Annotated in this window: 15 protein-coding genes; 3 read left to right on the top strand and 12 right to left on the bottom strand. The window is 64.4% G+C overall.

The window, feature by feature from the left end:
• Nucleotide 1: 1 nt before the first annotated feature.
• From lexA to rimO, 10 genes are all read right to left on the bottom strand, one after another.
• Nucleotides 2-637 (bottom strand): transcriptional repressor LexA, encoded by a 636-nt coding sequence (gene lexA, locus LIW09_RS04625; protein WP_256646790.1) that lies wholly within the window; start codon nucleotides 635-637, stop codon nucleotides 2-4.
• Nucleotides 638-682: 45 nt separating this feature from the next.
• Nucleotides 683-1,180 carry a CinA family protein gene (locus tag LIW09_RS04620; RefSeq protein ID WP_256646789.1) on the bottom strand — a complete coding sequence of 166 codons (498 nt, stop codon included), beginning with the start codon at nucleotides 1,178-1,180 and terminating at the stop codon, nucleotides 683-685.
• A gap of 45 nt (nucleotides 1,181-1,225) precedes the next feature.
• Nucleotides 1,226-3,823, bottom strand: a complete 2,598-nt coding sequence (locus tag LIW09_RS04615; protein ID WP_256646788.1) for a TonB-dependent receptor — start codon at nucleotides 3,821-3,823, stop codon at nucleotides 1,226-1,228.
• A 183-nt stretch (nucleotides 3,824-4,006) separates the two neighbouring features.
• Nucleotides 4,007-4,402, bottom strand: coding sequence for a type IV pilin protein (locus LIW09_RS12670; protein ID WP_275114559.1), 396 nt, complete (start codon nucleotides 4,400-4,402; stop codon nucleotides 4,007-4,009).
• Between the two features lie 29 nt (nucleotides 4,403-4,431).
• Nucleotides 4,432-8,142, bottom strand: coding sequence for a PilC/PilY family type IV pilus protein (locus LIW09_RS04600; RefSeq protein WP_256646787.1), 3,711 nt, complete (start codon nucleotides 8,140-8,142; stop codon nucleotides 4,432-4,434).
• Between the two features lie 24 nt (nucleotides 8,143-8,166).
• Complete coding sequence (locus tag LIW09_RS04595; protein WP_256646786.1) at nucleotides 8,167-8,727, bottom strand: pilus assembly PilX family protein; 561 nt, start codon at nucleotides 8,725-8,727, stop codon at nucleotides 8,167-8,169.
• The gene (locus LIW09_RS04590; RefSeq protein WP_256646785.1) at nucleotides 8,724-9,539 is read right to left on the bottom strand and encodes a PilW family protein; all 816 of its coding nucleotides are present in this window, start codon (nucleotides 9,537-9,539) and stop codon (nucleotides 8,724-8,726) included. Before LIW09_RS04590 ends, LIW09_RS04595 begins: the two co-directional genes overlap by 4 nt.
• Nucleotides 9,540-9,595: 56 nt before the next feature.
• Complete coding sequence (gene pilV, locus LIW09_RS04585) at nucleotides 9,596-10,066, bottom strand: type IV pilus modification protein PilV (RefSeq protein WP_256646784.1); 471 nt, start codon at nucleotides 10,064-10,066, stop codon at nucleotides 9,596-9,598.
• The gene (locus LIW09_RS04580; RefSeq protein WP_256646783.1) at nucleotides 10,063-10,521 is read right to left on the bottom strand and encodes a GspH/FimT family pseudopilin; all 459 of its coding nucleotides are present in this window, start codon (nucleotides 10,519-10,521) and stop codon (nucleotides 10,063-10,065) included. The genes pilV and LIW09_RS04580 overlap by 4 nt, the downstream gene beginning before the upstream one ends.
• A gap of 200 nt (nucleotides 10,522-10,721) precedes the next feature.
• Nucleotides 10,722-12,053, bottom strand: coding sequence for a 30S ribosomal protein S12 methylthiotransferase RimO (gene rimO, locus LIW09_RS04575; protein WP_256646782.1), 1,332 nt, complete (start codon nucleotides 12,051-12,053; stop codon nucleotides 10,722-10,724).
• Nucleotides 12,054-12,235: 182 nt separating this feature from the next.
• On the opposite strand from rimO, the gene LIW09_RS04570 reads away from it, so the two are divergent.
• The 3 genes from LIW09_RS04570 to LIW09_RS04560 all read left to right on the top strand — a co-directional run bounded on the left by LIW09_RS04570 (nucleotide 12,236) and on the right by LIW09_RS04560 (nucleotide 15,255).
• On the top strand, nucleotides 12,236-12,901 hold the full coding sequence (locus LIW09_RS04570; RefSeq protein ID WP_256646781.1) for a dienelactone hydrolase family protein: 666 nt from the start codon (nucleotides 12,236-12,238) through the stop codon (nucleotides 12,899-12,901).
• Entirely contained in the window at nucleotides 12,898-13,305 is a 408-nt protein-coding gene (locus LIW09_RS04565) for an HIT domain-containing protein (RefSeq protein ID WP_256646780.1), read from the top strand. Before LIW09_RS04570 ends, LIW09_RS04565 begins: the two co-directional genes overlap by 4 nt.
• 147 nt (nucleotides 13,306-13,452) lie before the next feature.
• Nucleotides 13,453-15,255: a DUF885 domain-containing protein gene (locus LIW09_RS04560; protein WP_256646779.1), complete on the top strand. Its 1,803-nt coding sequence runs from the start codon at nucleotides 13,453-13,455 to the stop codon at nucleotides 15,253-15,255.
• 46 nt (nucleotides 15,256-15,301) lie between these two features.
• On the opposite strand, the gene dcd is transcribed toward LIW09_RS04560, so the two are convergent.
• Together dcd and apbC are read right to left on the bottom strand one after the other, a co-directional pair.
• Nucleotides 15,302-15,874 (bottom strand): dCTP deaminase, encoded by a 573-nt coding sequence (gene dcd, locus LIW09_RS04555; RefSeq protein WP_256646778.1) that lies wholly within the window; start codon nucleotides 15,872-15,874, stop codon nucleotides 15,302-15,304.
• Between the two features lie 160 nt (nucleotides 15,875-16,034).
• Nucleotides 16,035-16,880 carry an iron-sulfur cluster carrier protein ApbC gene (gene apbC, locus LIW09_RS04550; RefSeq protein ID WP_256646777.1) on the bottom strand — a complete coding sequence of 282 codons (846 nt, stop codon included), beginning with the start codon at nucleotides 16,878-16,880 and terminating at the stop codon, nucleotides 16,035-16,037.
• Nucleotides 16,881-17,102 lie beyond the last annotated feature (222 nt).

Genomic DNA, 17,102 nt, shown 5'->3' with positions numbered 1-17,102 from the left:
CTTACGCATTCGGCCGCACCAAGCCGCAATACAGGCCTTCGATGGCGAATTCCTGGCCGGGCCGCACTTCAATGGGCGCGTAGTCGGGGTTGCGCGGCAGCAGGCGAATCCTGCCCTGCCCGATCTTCAACAGCTTGACGGTGATTTCATCGTCGATGCGCGCGATCACCACCTGCCCGTTGCGCGCTTCGCTGGTGCGGTGCACGCCGATCAGGTCGCCGTCGAAGATGCCTTCGTCGCGCATCGAGTCGCCCTTCACCTTCAGCAGGTAATCGGGCGTGGGGGAAAACACCGCACGGTCCATCAGCACCACTTGCTCGCTGCCAATGTCGGCGCCGATTGGCATACCAGCAGCCACCTGCCCGAGGACTGGCAACTGCAGGGTGTCGTCGTTGGCCGGGAGATCGAGCTGGCGCGGCCCGTCGGGGAGCTGCAGCAGGCGCAGGCTGCGCGCGCGGCCGGGGCTGCGCTCGATGATGCCGGCGGCTTCCAGCGCCTCCAGGTGGTACTGCGCGGCACGTACCCCCTTGAAGCCGAAGGCGCGGGCGATTTCCGTCTGGGACGGCACGAAACCGTCAACTTCAATGCGTTCGGCAAGGAAGGCGTGGATGGCGCGCTGGGTGTCGGTCAGAGTCATGGTTAGTAGTAATACTACTAACTCAATCCTCCGTCAACACCTGCGTCACGACAAGGGCAAGTCCAACCCGCGCAACGCGGCGGCGACCGTCTGCCTGCGCACGGCGTCACGGTTGCCCTCGAAATGGAATACCTCGGCATGGGCATAGCCGCCCCGTCGCTTCCAGCCGATCCACACGGTGCCAACGGGCTTGTCGTCGCTGCCGCCTCCGGGGCCGGCAATGCCGGTCACCGCGACGGCGATCGTCGCGCCGGAATGCACCAGCGCGCCGCTGACCATTTCCACCACGGTTTCGCGACTGACCGCGCCAAACGCTTCCAGCGTCTGCGGGCGCACACCCAGCAACGCCTGCTTGGCCTCGTAGCTGTACGCCGCCAGGCCGCAATCGAACCAGCCCGACGAGCCCGGCACGTCGGTCATGCACTTGGCGATCCAGCCGCCCGTGCAGCTCTCGGCGGTGACCAGCATGTGGCGCATCGCCAACAGGCGTTGCCCGGTCGCACTGGCCAGTGCATCAAGCTCGATATCGGTCGGTACGTTCATCGTCACGCCAGGCGGATTGCGTGCAGGCGTTTTAACGCATGCGGCTCAGAAACGGAAACGCAGCGTCGCGCCGTAGGTCGCCGGCGCGCCCAGGAACGCGTTGTAGGTGTTCTTCGGATTGCCGGGCTCGGGCGTGCCCAACGCCTGCAGCGGGCCATCGAAACCCACCTGCACGTAGCGCGCATCGAACACGTTCAAGCCCCACAACTCCAGCTGCCACGCCTGATCGCGCGCGCCGATGCCGATGCGCACGTTCGCCACCGTGTAGGCGCGCTGTCCCTTTTCGGCGTCGAGATCCGAGCCGGTGTTGTAGCTGGACATGTACTTCCCGCCGATGTTGAAACGGCCTTCCAGCCGCTGCCCGATGTCCCATTCACAGGTCGCCGACAGCGAGCCGGAAAGCCTCGGCGCAAAACTCATGCGCGCACCGGGCAGTTTGTACAGCGCGCCGGGATAGGTGAAGTCCGCGCCCGGGATGGCGTCGCCGTATCGCGTGTCGGCATACATCAGGCCGGCCTGCAGCATCAGATTCGGCGTGGTCTGCCACAGCAGCTCGGCGTCAAGCCCCTTCGACACCACCTCGGGGATCGAACGCACCACGAAGCTAGTCCCCAGGAAACTGTTGAGCTGGAAGTCGCTATAGGTCTGGTGGAACAGCGCGGCGTTGAGCAACAGGTTGCCGCCGGCCCAGGTGGTCTTGGCACCCAGCTCCCAGCTATCGACGAACTCACCGGGGAACGAGGTGTCATCGACCGGGGTGATGCCGGAACCACCGCTGGACAGCCCATTGGACGACTGCACGCGGTCGAGGTTGAAGCCGCCCGCCTTGTAGCCGCGCGCGTACGAGACGTAGGTCATCGCATGCGGATTCCAGCGGTACGCCAGTTTCAGGGTGCCGGACCATTCGTTCTCGCTGCGCGACTGGTCGGTGCTGCGGCCACCGTGCATCACGTTGGCCCACGGCAGGCAGCTGTAGCCCACCACGTTGCTGATCAACGCCTGCTGATTGGCAGCGGGCAGCGACGCAAACGGCACGCCACGCGCGGTCAGCGCGGCGGCGATGCGGCCGATGGCGGCGCTGCTGACGCCGCCTGGCCCGAAATAGGAGGCGCAGCCCGGGCTGCCGTTGGGATTGCTGTAGGCCGACTGCAGATCCTTGGTTTCGCGCGTGTAGCGCAGGCCCAAGGTGATGTCGAAGGCGCCGGTCGCATGCCAGGTGTTGTTGCTGAACAGCGCCGTGCTTTGCGCGCTTTGCCGATAATGATCCAGCGCCCCCAGCCCGGCAAACACGCTGCCCGCCGGCTGCCCGGTGGCATCGGCCATGAAGGTGGCCGCATTGGGCAGCGACGCCAGCGCCGGATTGATCATCGACAGCAGGCCGATCGACAGGTACGGCTCGTAGGCCGCGCCAATGCGATAGCTTTCGGTGCGATTGATGGTTTCCTTGCTGTAGAACGCGCCCACCAACCAGTCCATCGTGGCGGTGGAACCGGTCAGATGGAATTCCTGACTGAAGGTCTTGAAGCGGGAGTACGACTCATCCTGCTGCGGGTTCATGTAGATCATGTCCGCGGTGGTGAAATCGAAGTCGCGGCCATTGACCGAATTCCAGTCACGGCCGGCGGTGATGGACGTGAACCTGGCCCCACCCAGCGCATCCAGGATGACGTTGACCTCGCCCTGCACGCCCTTGTCGCGGATGTTCTGCGCGGTGCTGCGGTTGCTGTAGGCCACCCGCGCCCACGGGTCGGCAGGAATGGCGATGGCATGGCCACCGCCCAATGCATTGAGCAGCGGCGCGGTGGCTCCGCTGACCAGCTGTACCGCGGTGCAGCAGTTTTCATTGCGCCGGGTGCTGTCGGCCGACAGCACGATCTCCACCTTGTCGGAAGGCGCGATCAACAGCTTGGCGCGGAACGTATCGACGTTCTGGTCGTAGTCGCGCCCCTCGGTGCGCGGCCCCGCGCCGGTCACTACCCGCATCCAGCCATCGCGATCCCGATGCGCGGCGTACACGCGCAGCGCGGCGTAGTCGCCCAACGGCGCATTGAACCCGCCCGCCAGCCCCAGCGCGCCATAGGTGCCGAACGTCACTTCACCCTGGCCGGCCAGCTCGAAGTCGGGCTTGCGGGTCACGATGTTGATCACGCCGGAGGACGTGTTCTTGCCGAACAGGGTGCCCTGCGGTCCCTTCAGCACCTCGATGCGCTCCAGTTCGCCCAGGTCGCCGAAGCCCACCGAATTGCGCGGCCGGTACACGCCATCGATGACCACGCCCACCGAAGATTCCAGGCCGATGTTGTCACCCACCGTGCCCACGCCACGGATGCGCGCGGTGGTGATCGCCTCGCTTTGCGTGCTGGTCACGGTCAAGCCGGGCACCAGCACCTGCAGATCCTTGATGTCGCGCACGCCGCTGTCCTGCAGGGTCTGCTGCGACAGCGCGGTCACCGTGATCGGCACGTCCTGCATCACTTCCTCGCGCTTTTGCGCGGTGACGACCAGCGTGTCCAGCGTCTTGGCCTCGGGCTTCTGCGGGGCCGGGGATGCGTCCTGCGCGTGGGCAGGCAGCACGCTCATCGTTGCCAGACTGGCAACGATGGCAATGGCCAGAAAATGGTGGCGCGGTTGCAGTCCGTTCACGGTATTCCCCTTCGTTCCCCGACAAACAGGATATCGCTCAACCCATGGGCTGAGCCCACGTTGGGTGCCAACTTACCCCATGGCTCGACGCTTGATGAAAACTCCACTCTGGCGTCGTGCCCCCCCCATGAAAAGAAACCCGCCTTGCGGGCGGGTTTCGACGTCGTCAATGACACCAGGTGTTCACCAGCATCCGGCCGTCGCCGGCGATTTCGTCCCTTTTTCATTGATGCTCAAGGTGCCGCAGGAATCACCGCTTTGCCTGCCGAATGGTGCCGCGCTGACGACAAACGTCTTGGCTGCCGGAACCACGGCGAAGTTGTAGAACGTCAGCGTATCGGGTTCACAGGCCGCCGTCAGGGTTCCAATGACAGGCGCCGACGAATACGAAAGGTCAGTGGTGTAAACACGCTCCATTCGCTGCGCCACCGTGGTCAGGCAGGCAGTCCCCGCCGTCCGGCGGGTCTTGCGCTGATGCTCATTGTAGGAAGGCAGGGCGATCGAGGCGAGGATGCCGACGATGGCCACGACCACCATCAACTCGATCAGGCTGAAGCCGGAGACGCGATTGGCACGCATGGGTAACTCCTTGTGGAAGGTCATCGTGCTCAGTCCTTGCGGATTTCACGCCAGCTGACGCGCTGCCAGCTCATCATCTGCTTGCCAAAGCTGTTGGCACCCAGGCCGGCGCTGCCGTCCACCACGCCCACGCCAGGCAACAGCACCGGGCGCGTGGGCATGCCCACCCCCAGATTGACCGACCCAGTCGGCTTGCCGCCGGTACCGGTGTTGTCGGTATTGCCGTCACGATCCAGGTCGAAGTAGGACTTGCCGCCATTGGTGCCGGTGAAGGCGTCGATGGCGTTGATGAACCCGGTGCCAGACGCCTCGCAGGCATCACCCTCGGGAATCATGCTGGCGGTCACCACGAAATCACCGTCCACCTGCGCATCCTGCACCACGCGCTCGCCCTTGCCCGGCAGATCCACGTACCAGCCCTTGGATGCGCTGGGCAAGGTTGCCTTGTCATCGAAGTAGCGGTTGCCACTGGCACCGTCCAGGGTCACGGCATGCGAGGTCAGGTCGCTGCGCGTGTAGGTCACGCCGTCGTCCATGACGCCGTAGATGCTCTGCGCGAAAGTGGTCTTGTCGTTGCCGTCGCTGGTGGTCAGGAAACGGCCGGTGCCGAAGAACACCCAGCGCTTGCCGGTCCGGGGGTCGATGGCCGACGCCAGGCCACCGGTGATGGGCTGCGGCGTGCCCGCGGTCTTTTCGGCATGGAACAGCTTGGTGGCCGTCCACGCGGAAGGCGTGCTGGAGCGCAAGTCGAATTTCCACAGGTTGCCCTGCATGTCGGCGGCATAGGCATACACCAGCGTCTTGCCATCGGCCGCATACAGGCCCAGCGGCGCAAACAGCCCGTTCGGTGCTGAAGACGAGCCCACGCCGGTGTCGATTTCACGAATCACCGCGCCGGTATCCAGATCCAGCACCACCAGCACGGCCTTGTCATTGACGCTGTTGGGGCCATTGCCGAATACCACTGCCGGGGTCCCCGCTCCGTTGCGCACATTGGCCAACACCGGCGCGCCCAGGACCAGGCCCATGTTGCTGCCGCTGGTTTCGTTCTTTTCCCACTTGAAACTGCCAGTGTTGAACGAGCCCGGAGCGGACACATCCAGCGCGTACAGGCCCTTGCCGCCGCGCCCCAGGGTGCCGACCAGAATGTTCTGGCCAGCCGTCAGCGCGTGCGGCGAAATCGCGATGGGGCCGTCCACGAAGAATTTGTGGTCGTAATCCCCGCGGCTGAGCGAGGCCAGGTTGCCGAAGTTCAGGATATTCGGCACGTAGGCGAACAGTTCATTGCCGTTGGCGGCATCGAACGCGTGCAGCATGCCGTCGTTGGCGCCCACGTACAGCGTGCCGGCGGCGGTGCCATCCCCATCGGCGCCCCCCTCCACATAGGCCGGCGACGAGCCGATGATGTCGCCCAGCACGGTGGTTGGGCGGTCACGCAGCAGGCCACCATTGCGGTCTTCCAGGGTGGCATTGCCCTTGATGTAGGCCGCGTTGTCGGCGCCCGTCACCGGATAATTCGACGGCCCGCCGGTGCGCTCCAGCGCCGTGGCCTGGCCGCTGGTGGGGAACATGGTTCCGCTGCTGCCGGGGCTGCCAACGGTACCGCTGGAGGTGTACACCTTGCGGGTGCCCACGCCCGGAATGGTGGCGGTCCAGGACGCGGTGGCGGACACGCCGTTGCGATCCACCGACTGCGCCTTCACCGAGCCCACCCAATCACCCGACACATAGCTGGCAGAGAACACCTGCGCCCCGGTGCTGAGCGAGGTGGAGTTGGTGGCCACGTTGGAGTACGAACTGGTGCGCTTGGCGATGGCGGCCAGCGCCTTGCGCAGGCCGGCGGTGAACGCATCCGGACTGGTGGCGGCCACGAACTGGCCGTGACCGTTGACGGCGGCGTGCAGCAGGTCGTCGATATTGGCCGCCTGGTTATCACCCGGCGGGTTGCCGTTCGGATCGTTCCACGTCGGATTGGCAGTGACATCTTCCACGCTGGACCAGCCCTGCGTGGTCTTCAGGCCAATGGAAATGCTGAAGGTGACCATGTGCTGCCAGAATGCGGGGTCATCGTCGGTGGTCGGCACGTTGTTGTTGTTCGGGCTGGTGGAATTGCCCATGTAGGATTCGGTGCGCAGGTCGGTCACCCAGTACTTCATCGCCACGTCGGCCAAGGTGCTGTCATTGCCATCCTTGTATGGAGACACTGGCGAGTATTTGTACGATTTGCTCTTCGGCCCCTTGATGGTGGTGCCTGCGGTATTGTCCACGTTGCCGCTGCCGGCGGTGCCGCCATTCCAGTAGCCGTCGGTGGTCAGGATGGTGAAGTTCTGCCGGCACGAGAGCTGGTCACTGCCCGATTCCGGGCCATACGGTCCCGAACTGCCGCTGCCGCTGAAGTATTTACCGGCGTCATCCAGAATGCTTTGCAGCGGCGTGCCATTGCTTGCGCTGGCATTGAACAGGCGGTTGTACCAGGTGCTGCGATTGGTGATGGATGCCGAACTGTCGTCGATAAAGCGTCCGTCACCGGACGCCACCGGAATATCGAAGTCGCTGCTGCCATTTTCATGCAGGCTGCGATAGCCCACGCGCACCTTGTTGCCGAGGGGGCTGAACGCTTCGGCCGCACCGCCCTTGGCCGCCTTGATTCGGGTGCGGTAATACGAGTACCAGGTGGCGAAATTGGCCTGCTCTGCGGCAACGGTGCGACCTGTTGGCGTGGCGGAACCGGCGGCGGTGGACACGGTGCAATTGATCCAACCCCACGACCCTGCACTGTCTCCATCACAGCTGTTGGAGGTCGTGAACTTCACCGTAACGTTGACGTTCGAAAAACTGGAGGATCCGTACAGCCCGATGTAATACGTGCCCGCAGAGGGCGAATACACGGAGCAAGAATCAGAGGTGTTACCACTGGTTGAACTGCACGAATAGGGCGACGAAGGTGGATTGCTGAAATCGACGTAAAGATTCGAATTTCCCGAACCACCGGAAGTCGTCACGGTGAAACTTGCGAGCCCTGAAGGAACCGTGAGCGAAAGCACATCCCAATTCTTCTTGCTGGCGCTGTGACCATTATTGGGAAAGCCCGGCGCCGTTTGGCTGGTTTCCACGACTTGACCCCACTCCCCCCGAACCAGATCCCCTCCGGTGAACTGGTATCGATAGTAGTTGTCGACTTTGGACAAATACGAGATCGTGGACGTGGCAGGAACCTTCGGCGCGTAGAACGTCTGGGTATTCGAGGAGAGATTCTTGCTGCCGCTGGTACCGTTGTTATCGCTGTACACCGAGGTGAACGACATCCCGCCGGTCATGCGGGTACCGCCGGCCTGCATCCACGGCTTGTAGCTCGTGCCCGGGTTGTAATAAAGCGTATTGGTGACGTAATTCTGCTCGTACATCGCGGAATTGCCGGTGCTTTCCGTCGTTTTGCTTGTACCAGTATCAATGCCATTCGCATCGGGCCCATCGCTGAAGCTGCCGGAGCCGGTGATCTGGCTGATGTCCTGACTGTTCATGTTGCCCCAGGTCATCGAGCCCGAGTCATCCAGAATGAACAGGATGTTCGGCGCGACGCGGTTGCCGGTGGTCAACGGGTCATCGGGGATGGTGATGCCGGCGTTGACCGGCAGCGCCAGCAAGGTGGCCAGGAAGGCGGCCGGCATGGTCCACCACGGGCGCTGCGGGCGCAGTGCGCGGGCCAGCTTGCGTTCGGTGCGGGAATGGATGCGATTCATGGCAGTACTCTCTTGCGGGCCGGATCAGCGGCTGACGACGTTGGCTTGCAGCACTACTTGCGCAAGACCCACGGTGCCGCCGGGGGTCACGCTGCGGCCGGTGGCGGTGATGCGGAACATGGGGCGCTGGCACTGGTAGCTTTCCTGAGCCTTGGTGGTCTCGCACACCCCTTGCAGGGTGGAGCCTTTGCCGGTGCCCAGATATTCGATGGTGTAACTGGAATGACCATCACTGGCCGTCCTGGCAACCGGCGCTTCGCCCGCCGTGATGTCACAAATGCCATTGGCCGTGCACGCCATCGGCTTGCCGGCCAAGCGCATCTCCTGAAGCGTCTTGCCGTACTGGAGATCAGAAAGTGCCGCATCTCCCAAAACATCCTGCTGCGCTTCCCGCAGCGCGGCTTCCGCCGCCTGCATGGCCAGGCTGCGGTCACGCAGGTTGGCGGTCATGCGCTCCTGCATGCCGGAGCTGCGCAGCACGGCAAGCCCGAGCACGGACATGACCACCAGCAGAATCAGCACGATCACCAGCGACACGCCCTGTTGGCGGCGAAAACCGGAATGGATACAGGCAGTTCCGTTCACAGTGCGCGGCTCCTCAAGCTGATCACATTGGAAACGTTGCGGCTGATCGTCTTGTTATCCACCTGATCAGCCCCCTGCAACGTCATGTCCACCCGCACCGCCACCACGTCTGTCCAGCTGGCAGGTGTCGCGGTGTAACTGCTTGCGCCATCCACCAGATAACTGAAGCTGAGCGCCGTCACGCCATCGGCCACTTGCTGCCCGACGCCGCCTTCACGGGACACAAACAGGCCAGTGCCGTTCCGGTACCAGCGGGTGCTGCGATATTTGGCCAGCATCACCGTGGCCGGCGGGGCCATCGGGTCAACCGTCATGACGACCGGTGTGGCCGGGGTGAAGGTCACCACGCTGGTGCCCACCGTGCCGGCCTTCACCACGTACAGCAGGTTGGCGCTGCACAGGATCATCGTGTCGTTGGTCTTGAACGCATCCTTGGCGTCGTTGATCTCGCCAGGCCCGGTACCGGTGGCCAGGGTGATGCTGTTGGTGGTGGCTGCGGTGACGTGGTAGGCCGTGTCATCGCCCGAGGTCACCACCAGCTGGCTGCCATCGCCGGTGCCGTTGTCCCCCACGGGGGCGGAGCGCAGCTTGATCTCGTCGGCCGTGGCGGTGTGCTCCACATCGGGCGCCGCCAAATTGGAGCAGGCGGTGCCGCCGGCGGCGCGCATGTCGCGTGACATCAGCTCGAAGGCCACGCGCGCGCTCTCCTGGATGCGGCTCAGCCCCTGGTTGGCCTGATAGCTCCGCTGGTTGGACTGGAACACGGCAAATGCCGCGCCCATCACCAGCAGGCCCAGAACCATGGCAATCATCAGCTCGATCAGACCGAAACCGGATTGGGCGCGCGTTGCTTGCATGGAATCGGTCCTCATATGCGTGCGTTCGTCACCAGGCTGCGCGCAGTGCCACCCTGGTCAGTCCCGGCGCGGGAGTCATCCCAAAACACCGTGATGACGCAGGCGCCCGGGCAACCCGTGATCTGGCCGCAGGTCGCGGCATCAGCACCGACAGTGGATTTCAAGGCCGTTACCCATGCCCTCTGGTCATTGGCCCGGAGATCGGTGCCGGTGACCGACGCAGCACTACATGTCTTGCCCATGTTGTAGTTGCCAGTGGGATTGATCCGCATTGCCTCCACGATGGAATTGCTCTGCATGACCGCCTGCGATGTTTCCAGCGAGCCTTGCCCGCCACGCAACGCCAGCGACTGCATGGCAGCAACGCCCAGCAGACCCACGGCCAGTACCAACACGGAAACGAGCACCTCGATCATGCCCATGCCCTGTTGCAGGCGTGCGGACGGGATGTGCCGGGGATGCTGGATCGTCACGAGACTCATGGGCAGGCTCCGCCGCCGTTATGGGGAGTTGAGGACACCACGCCGCTGATCATCACGGTGATGTCGCGCTGGTTGTTGGACGGGTTGCTGACGGGCATGCAGACGTTGACGGCCTGCTGGGAATCGATCATGCCCGACGGCAGGAACGCGATGCCCGCCGCCGGACCGCTGATCTGGACATTTCCGGACACGGAAACATCGCGAATCACGTCATCCACTGCGGGAGACGCGGTGTTGTCCATGCCATGCACGATCACGCGCGACCAGGAAGTCGTGGCCGCGCAGGTGGTGCCATTGCTGCTTGGACACACGGTTACCCGTGCATTGCGGCGAAGCGCTTCCGACCTCGCCAGTTGCAGGGTTGTCTGCATCTCTTCGGACTGGCCATTCAAGCGGCTGTTGTTGATCAACGCCGTCATGCCGGGGACGGCGACCACGGCCAGCAGGGCGATCACGGCCACGGTCACCATCAGCTCCACCAAGGTGAAGCCGCGCGCGCGAGCGTTGGTGCGAAGGGGTGAGCGATACACGTGCAGCTCCCGAATTCAGGCAATGCTCACCTTACGGGGGGTTCCACGCGGTTTCCAGTCGTGACCGACGGGCGGGCCGTTGCCGGGGCCGGGCGGCGTTTGCGGCCTGGGTTGGGGCCACGCCCTCAGGCGTTGTAATCCACCTCGCCATACAAATCGTGCTCGTCGCTGCCCATGATCCGGACCTGGGCGAAGTCGCCGGGCTGAAGCCCGGCCTCGCGGCCGTCCTGCACCTGCACCAGGCCGTCGATTTCCGGCGCATCGGCCATCGAGCGGGCGATGGCCAATTCGCCGTCGATGGCGTCCACGATCACCTGCTGCACGCTGCCCACCTTGGCCGCCAGCCGCGCCTCGGAAATCTCCGCCTGCCGCTGCATGAAGCGGGCAAGGCGCTCCTGCTTCACGTCTTCATCGACGGGGTCCGGCAGGTCGTTGGCCTTCGCGCCCTCCACCGGCGAATAGGCGAACGCGCCTACGCGGTCCAACTGCGCCTCATCGAGGAAGTCCAGCAATTCCTCGAACTCCTGCTCGGTTTCGCCGGGGAAGCCGACGATGAAGGTGCTGCGAATGGTCAGCTCCGGGCAGATGTTGCGCCAGTTGTGGATGCGCTCCAGCGTCTTGTCCACCGCGCCGGGGCGCTTCATGAGTTTGAGGATGCGCGGGCTGGCGTGCTGGAACGGGATATCCAGATACGGCAGGAGTTTGCCGTCGGCCATCAGCGGAATCACATCATCGACATGCGGATATGGATAGACGTAATGCAGGCGCGTCCACACGCCCAGCTCCGACAAGCCTTCGCACAGGGCCTTCATGCGCGTCTCGTACATGCCGGTGCGCCACAGGCGCGGTGCGTACTTCAGGTCCACGCCGTAGGCGCTGGTGTCCTGCGAGACCACCAGTAGTTCCTTCACGCCGCCGCGCACCAGCTTCTCGGCTTCGCGCAGCACGTCGTCCACCGGGCGCGAGACCAGATCGCCGCGCATCGACGGGATGATGCAGAAGCTGCAGCGGTGGTTGCAGCCTTCGGAGATCTTCAGATAGGCATAGTGCTTCGGGGTCAGCTTCAAGCCGTAATCGGGCAGCAGGTCCACGAACGGGTCGTGCTGCGGCGGCAGCGCGGCGTGTACCGCATCCATCACGCTGGCGTAATCCTGCGGGCCGCTGATCGACAGCACGCCCGGGTGCGCCTCGCGGATGAGGTCGGCACGCTTGCCCAGGCAGCCGGTGACGATGACTTTGCCGTTCTCGGCCAGCGCCTCGCCGATGGTGTCCAGCGACTCGGCCACGGCACTGTCGATGAAGCCGCAGGTGTTGACCACCACGACGTCGGCATCGTCATAGGTCTGCACCAGGTCGTACCCTTCCACCTTGAGCTGGGTGAGGATGCGTTCGGAGTCCACCAGCGCCTTGGGGCAGCCGAGGCTGACGAAACCGACTTTGGGCTGCTGCAAGGACATGGCGCGACTACTGGAAAAGGTGCGAAATTATACGCGGTGCGGCTGAATGCTCTGGCGAAGGCGTGAGGCACCCAACTTTATTGCGCGGCGGCGCCTACCGCCGGGTGATCGCTCCGCGGCTCAAATGCCGCTACGCGATTCACCCGACGGTCTCGCCACCGTCCGTATGACTGGAGAACCGCATGGGCGATTGGCAAACCCTCTACACCCCCTGCGGTGCCGTGCAGGCATGGCTGGCCAAGCCTGATGGCGCGCCGCGTGGGGCGGTGGTGGTGGCGCACGAAATTTTCGGCCTGTTGCCGCACTACCAACATGTGTGTGAGCGACTGGCACAAGCCGGCTTCATCGCGCTGGCACCGGCGTATTTCGACCTGATCGAACCCGGCCTGGTGCTGCCAACCGATCAGGCCGGCGCTGACCGCGGGCGAAGCATCGTCAACCAGCTTGGCCTGGACTGCGGGCTGGACGCCACCGACACCGCCGCGCAGCTGCTGGCGTGCGAAGGACACAAGGTCGGCGTGCTGGGCTTTTCCTGGGGCGGCACCGTGGCGCTGCTGGCCGCCACCCGGCTGAGCCTGCCGGCGGTGAGCTATTACGCCACGCGCAATCCGCCATTTCTGGATGAGCCTGCGGGCGCGCCCTTGATGCTCCATTTCGGCACGCTGGATGCGGCGATCCCGCCAGCCGCCATCGACCTGCACCGGCAGAAGCAGCCACAGGCCCAGGTCTTTGTCTATGCGGATGCCGACCACGCCTTCAACCGCGACCCTGATCCTCCCCATCAACCTGACGCGGCGGCACTGGCGTGGCGGCGTACACTGGACTTCTTCACGGAGCATCTGCGATGAACGCATGGCACCTGGATCCTCGCCTGGCCGACGACACTGCGCCGGTCATCGACCTGAAACTGTGCGAAGTCCGGCTGATGGACGACGCCAATCATCCATGGCTGGTGCTGGTGCCCAAAGTGGCCGATGCAGTGGAGATCATTGACCTGGATGCAGCCCAGCGCAGCCAGTTGACTGCCGAAATCGACGCCGCTTCGCGCGTCCTCAAGACGCTCTTCAAGCCTGACAAGCTCAATGTCGCGGCACTCGGCAATCTGGTGCCACAGCTGCACGTGCATGTCATCGCGCGGTTCCGCACCGACATCGCCTGGCCGCGCCCAGTGTGGGGGGCGGCCAACGTCCGGCCGTATGCGCCTGAAGAATTGATCGAGCGGGTGACTGCGCTGCGCAGCGCGCTGGGTTGACGCTCCCCCGGAGAACCGGGGCATTCAACGCGTGATACCCGGCACTGCGGGGGCCATCGGCAGGCGCGGTTTCCCGGCGGGTGGGTGCCGTTGTGCGCCGCCCGGCATCGGCATAGGCTGGCGGCTCACTATCCGCTGGAACTGCCCATGCGCCCGCTCCGGATTTTGGCCCTGACATCCTGCATCACCCTTGCACTGGCCACCGCTTGCACGAAGGAAACGGCGCAGACCGCGCCCGCACCAGCCCCCGCCGCATCCACGACCGCCAACGACACTGCCGCGCTCAAAGCCGCCGTCGCCGCGTTCATCGATGGTGCGTTCCGGCACAACCCGGTGTTCGGCGCCAACTCCGGCAAGCACGAATTCGACGGCAAGCTTCCCGACTATTCGCCGCAAGGCCTGAAGGCCACCGCCGACTGGCTGCATGCACAGCGCAACGCGTTCGCAGCGTTCGGCGACGACAAGCTCGACGAAAAGAGCCGCTTCCAGCGCGATTACGTGTTGGCGGTGATCGACGGCCAATTGTTCTGGCTGGAGGATTCCGGCTTTGCGTACAACAACCCGGGTTTCTATACCGGCGACTTGTCGCCCAGCATGTACCTGACCCGTCCCTACGCGCCGCTGCCGCAACGCATGGCCGCGTTCGTGGCCTATCAGGAAGCGCTGCCCAAGGCGATCGGACAGATCAAGGCCAACTTCAAGCTGCCGTTGCCGGCCAGCTACATCGACCTGGGCGTGAACTCGTTCGCCGGCTATGCCAGTTTCTTCAAGACCGACGTGCCGGGCATTTTTGCCGAGGTCAAGGATGACGCCCTGCAAGCGCGCTTCAAGGCCAGCAATGCCGCTGCGATCAAGGCCACCCAGGACATGGCCGACTGGCTGAAGGCGCAGGCGCCGAACGCCACGCAGGACTTCGCGCTGGGTGCCGGCAAGTTCGCGAAGATGCTGCATGCCACTGAACTGGTCGATATCCCGCTGGATCAGCTCAAAGCCGCGGCAGACGCAGACCTGGCCCGCAACCTGGCCTCGCTCAAGACCGCGTGCGATGTGTACGCGGCCGGCAAGTCGCTGGCCGACTGCGTCGCCAAGGTCAACGCGGACAAGCCGGAAGGTGGCGCGGTGGAAGGCGCGCGCAAGCAGTTGGACAGCCTGCGCCAGTTCATCCTCGACAAGGACCTGGTGACCATTCCAGGCACCGAGCAAGCCAAGGTCGAGGAAGCGCCGCCGTTCAACCGCTGGAACTTCGCCTACATCGAGATCCCCGGCCCGTATGAAACGGGCCTGCCGTCGGTCTATTACATCGCCCCGCCCGATCCAACCTGGCCGAAGGCGGATCAGACGGCGTACGTGCCGGGCAAGTCGGTCCTGCTGTTCACCTCCGCGCACGAAGTCTGGCCGGGCCACTTCCTGCAATTCCTGCATTCCAACCGCGCCGACTGGACGTTTGGCCAGCTGTTCGTCGGCTATGCGTTCGCCGAAGGCTGGGCGCACTACACCGAGGAAATGATGTTCGATGCAGGGCTGGGCGACTCCACGCCGGAAACCCACATCGGCCAGCTCAGCGAGGCGCTGCTGCGGGATGTGCGCTTCGTCTCGACGATTGGCCTGCATACCGGCGGCATGACGGTGGCCCAATCCGAGCAACTGTTCAAGGACAAGGCCTTCCAGGACCCCGGCAATGCCCGCCAGCAAGCCGCGCGCGGCACCTACGACCCGGCCTATCTGAACTACACCATGGGCAAGCTGATGATCATGCAGTTGCGCCAGGACTGGACTGCCGCACATCCCGGCGCCAATGCACTGAAAGCCTTCCACGACCAGTTCCTGAGCTATGGAGGCCCGCCGATCCCGTTGGTGCGCGCGCAGATGCTGGGCGGCAAGCCGGAAGCAAAGCTGTGGACCGCGCCGGTCGCAGCGGCCACGGCGCCAGCAAGCCCGACCGCCCGCTGAGCGGGCAACGCGGGCGGCATGATGGCGGGCGGCAAACGCCGCGCCGTCAGGTCTTGGGCAGGGTGACCCCGGTCTGGCCCTGGTACTTGCCGCCGCGATCCTTGTACGAGGTTTCGCAGACATCGTCGGCATCGGCCTGGAAGAACAGCATCTGCGCCACGCCTTCGTTGGCGTAGATGCGCGCCGGCAGCGGCGTGGTGTTGCTGAATTCCAGCGTCACGTGCCCTTCCCACTCCGGTTCCAGCGGGGTGACGTTGACAATGATCCCGCAGCGCGCGTAGGTGCTCTTGCCGAGGCAGACGACGAGCGTGTCGCGCGGGATGCGGAAGTATTCGACGGTGCGCGCCAAGGCGAAGGAGTTGGGCGGGATGATGCATTCATCCGCCTCAATATCGACGAAGCTCTTCGGATCGAAGTGCTTGGGATCGACGATCGTCGAATTGATGTTGGTGAAGACCTTGAACTCGCGCGAGCAGCGCACGTCATAGCCGTAGCTGGACGTGCCATAGCTGACGATGCGGCCGGCCTCGGACTGCTTGACCTGGCCGGGCTGATACGGCTCGATCATGCCCTGCTGTTCGGCCATGCGGCGAATCCAGCGGTCGCTCTTGATGCTCATGCGATTTGATCCCAGTGCAGAACCGGCAAGTTTAAGGCAAGCGCGGGCACCCGGCCCAATGGCTCGCGGCAAAGCCGCTCGAAACCCCCTGACCCGGCCCGTCGGCTGGCAGGCCGACGGGCGTTCGCGGGCTCGCGGCAAAGCCGCTCGAAACCCCCGCTCACCCCAGCAGCGAGGCCATGATCCCGGTGCGCACCTTGGGCCGCTTGGCCAATTGTTCCAGCAGCGCGCGCGCAGTGGTTCGATACGCCTGCGCGGCGGCGGAATCGGGCTTGGCCACCATGATCGGCACGCCGGCGTCACCCTGCTCGCGGATGCCTATTTCCAGCGGCAGCGTGCCCAGCACCGGCACCCCGTACTGCTTGGACATCCACTGCGCCCCGCCCTCGCCGAAAATGTGTTCGGAATGACCGCAGTTGGAACACACGTGGGCGGCCATGTTCTCCACCAGCCCCAGCACCGCGATATCGACCTTCTCGAACATTTTCAAGGCCTTGCGCGCATCCATCGTGGCCACTTCCTGCGGCGTGGTCACCACCACCGCGCCGGCCACCGGGATCTTCTGCGCCATGGTCAGCTGGATGTCGCCGGTACCTGGCGGCAGATCCACCACCAACACGTCCAGATCACCCCAGCGGGTATCGCGCAGCAGCTGGGTCAGCGCCTGCGTGGCCATCGGCCCGCGCCAGATCATCGGCGTGTCGTCGCCCACCAGCAGGCCGATCGACATCGCCTCGATCCCGTGCGCCCGCATCGGCTCGATGCTCTTGCCATCGGGGCTGTCGGGGCGACCCGACAACCCCAGCATGGTCGGCACGCTGGGACCGTACACGTCGGCATCCAGCAGCCCGACCTTCAAACCCTCCGCCGCCAGCGCCAGCGCCAGATTGACCGCGGTCGTGGACTTGCCCACCCCCCCCTTGCCGGAACCGACGGCGATGATGTTGTGGGCATTGGGCAGCGGTTTGAGCTCGCCCTGTACGGCGTGGGACGGAAGGCGGGACATGTGTCGAAAACCATTCGGGGCCTGCGATTTTAACGCTTGCACCCCCCCCCATCCCTCGCGGCGCAGAAATCCTGCGGCATGTGTCACAAAATTCAGGACTGCCCGCAGTAGGCGTCCGCGATGCCGACATGAGCATTGTTAACACAATGTTATGATTACAGGAGGTTTTAGCCGTATCCGGCCACAGATCCTGTGATCCTACTTAACTGACTGATCGCTTTA

This window comes from Thermomonas paludicola, from assembly GCF_024498955.1.
Lineage (GTDB): Bacteria > Pseudomonadota > Gammaproteobacteria > Xanthomonadales > Xanthomonadaceae > Thermomonas > Thermomonas paludicola.
The sequence above is the reverse complement of the archived record's forward strand: the minus strand, read 5'-3'. Positions and strand labels throughout refer to the sequence as shown.

What these genes read in the sequence shown, in the direction of transcription:
- LIW09_RS04560 (WP_256646779.1), top strand. Translation starts at nt 13,453, where the DNA reads ATGCGCCCGCTCCGGATTTTGGCCCTGACATCCTGCATCACCCTTGCA.
- LIW09_RS12670 (WP_275114559.1), bottom strand. Translation starts at nt 4,402, where the DNA reads ATGCGTGCCAATCGCGTCTCCGGCTTCAGCCTGATCGAGTTGATGGTG.
- apbC (WP_256646777.1), bottom strand. Translation starts at nt 16,880, where the DNA reads ATGTCCCGCCTTCCGTCCCACGCCGTACAGGGCGAGCTCAAACCGCTG.
- lexA (WP_256646790.1), bottom strand. Translation starts at nt 637, where the DNA reads ATGACTCTGACCGACACCCAGCGCGCCATCCACGCCTTCCTTGCCGAA.
- dcd (WP_256646778.1), bottom strand. Translation starts at nt 15,874, where the DNA reads ATGAGCATCAAGAGCGACCGCTGGATTCGCCGCATGGCCGAACAGCAG.
- LIW09_RS04565 (WP_256646780.1), top strand. Translation starts at nt 12,898, where the DNA reads ATGAACGCATGGCACCTGGATCCTCGCCTGGCCGACGACACTGCGCCG.
- LIW09_RS04600 (WP_256646787.1), bottom strand. Translation starts at nt 8,142, where the DNA reads ATGAATCGCATCCATTCCCGCACCGAACGCAAGCTGGCCCGCGCACTG.
- pilV (WP_256646784.1), bottom strand. Translation starts at nt 10,066, where the DNA reads ATGAGTCTCGTGACGATCCAGCATCCCCGGCACATCCCGTCCGCACGC.
- LIW09_RS04620 (WP_256646789.1), bottom strand. Translation starts at nt 1,180, where the DNA reads ATGAACGTACCGACCGATATCGAGCTTGATGCACTGGCCAGTGCGACC.
- LIW09_RS04570 (WP_256646781.1), top strand. Translation starts at nt 12,236, where the DNA reads ATGGGCGATTGGCAAACCCTCTACACCCCCTGCGGTGCCGTGCAGGCA.
- LIW09_RS04590 (WP_256646785.1), bottom strand. Translation starts at nt 9,539, where the DNA reads ATGATTGCCATGGTTCTGGGCCTGCTGGTGATGGGCGCGGCATTTGCC.
- rimO (WP_256646782.1), bottom strand. Translation starts at nt 12,053, where the DNA reads ATGTCCTTGCAGCAGCCCAAAGTCGGTTTCGTCAGCCTCGGCTGCCCC.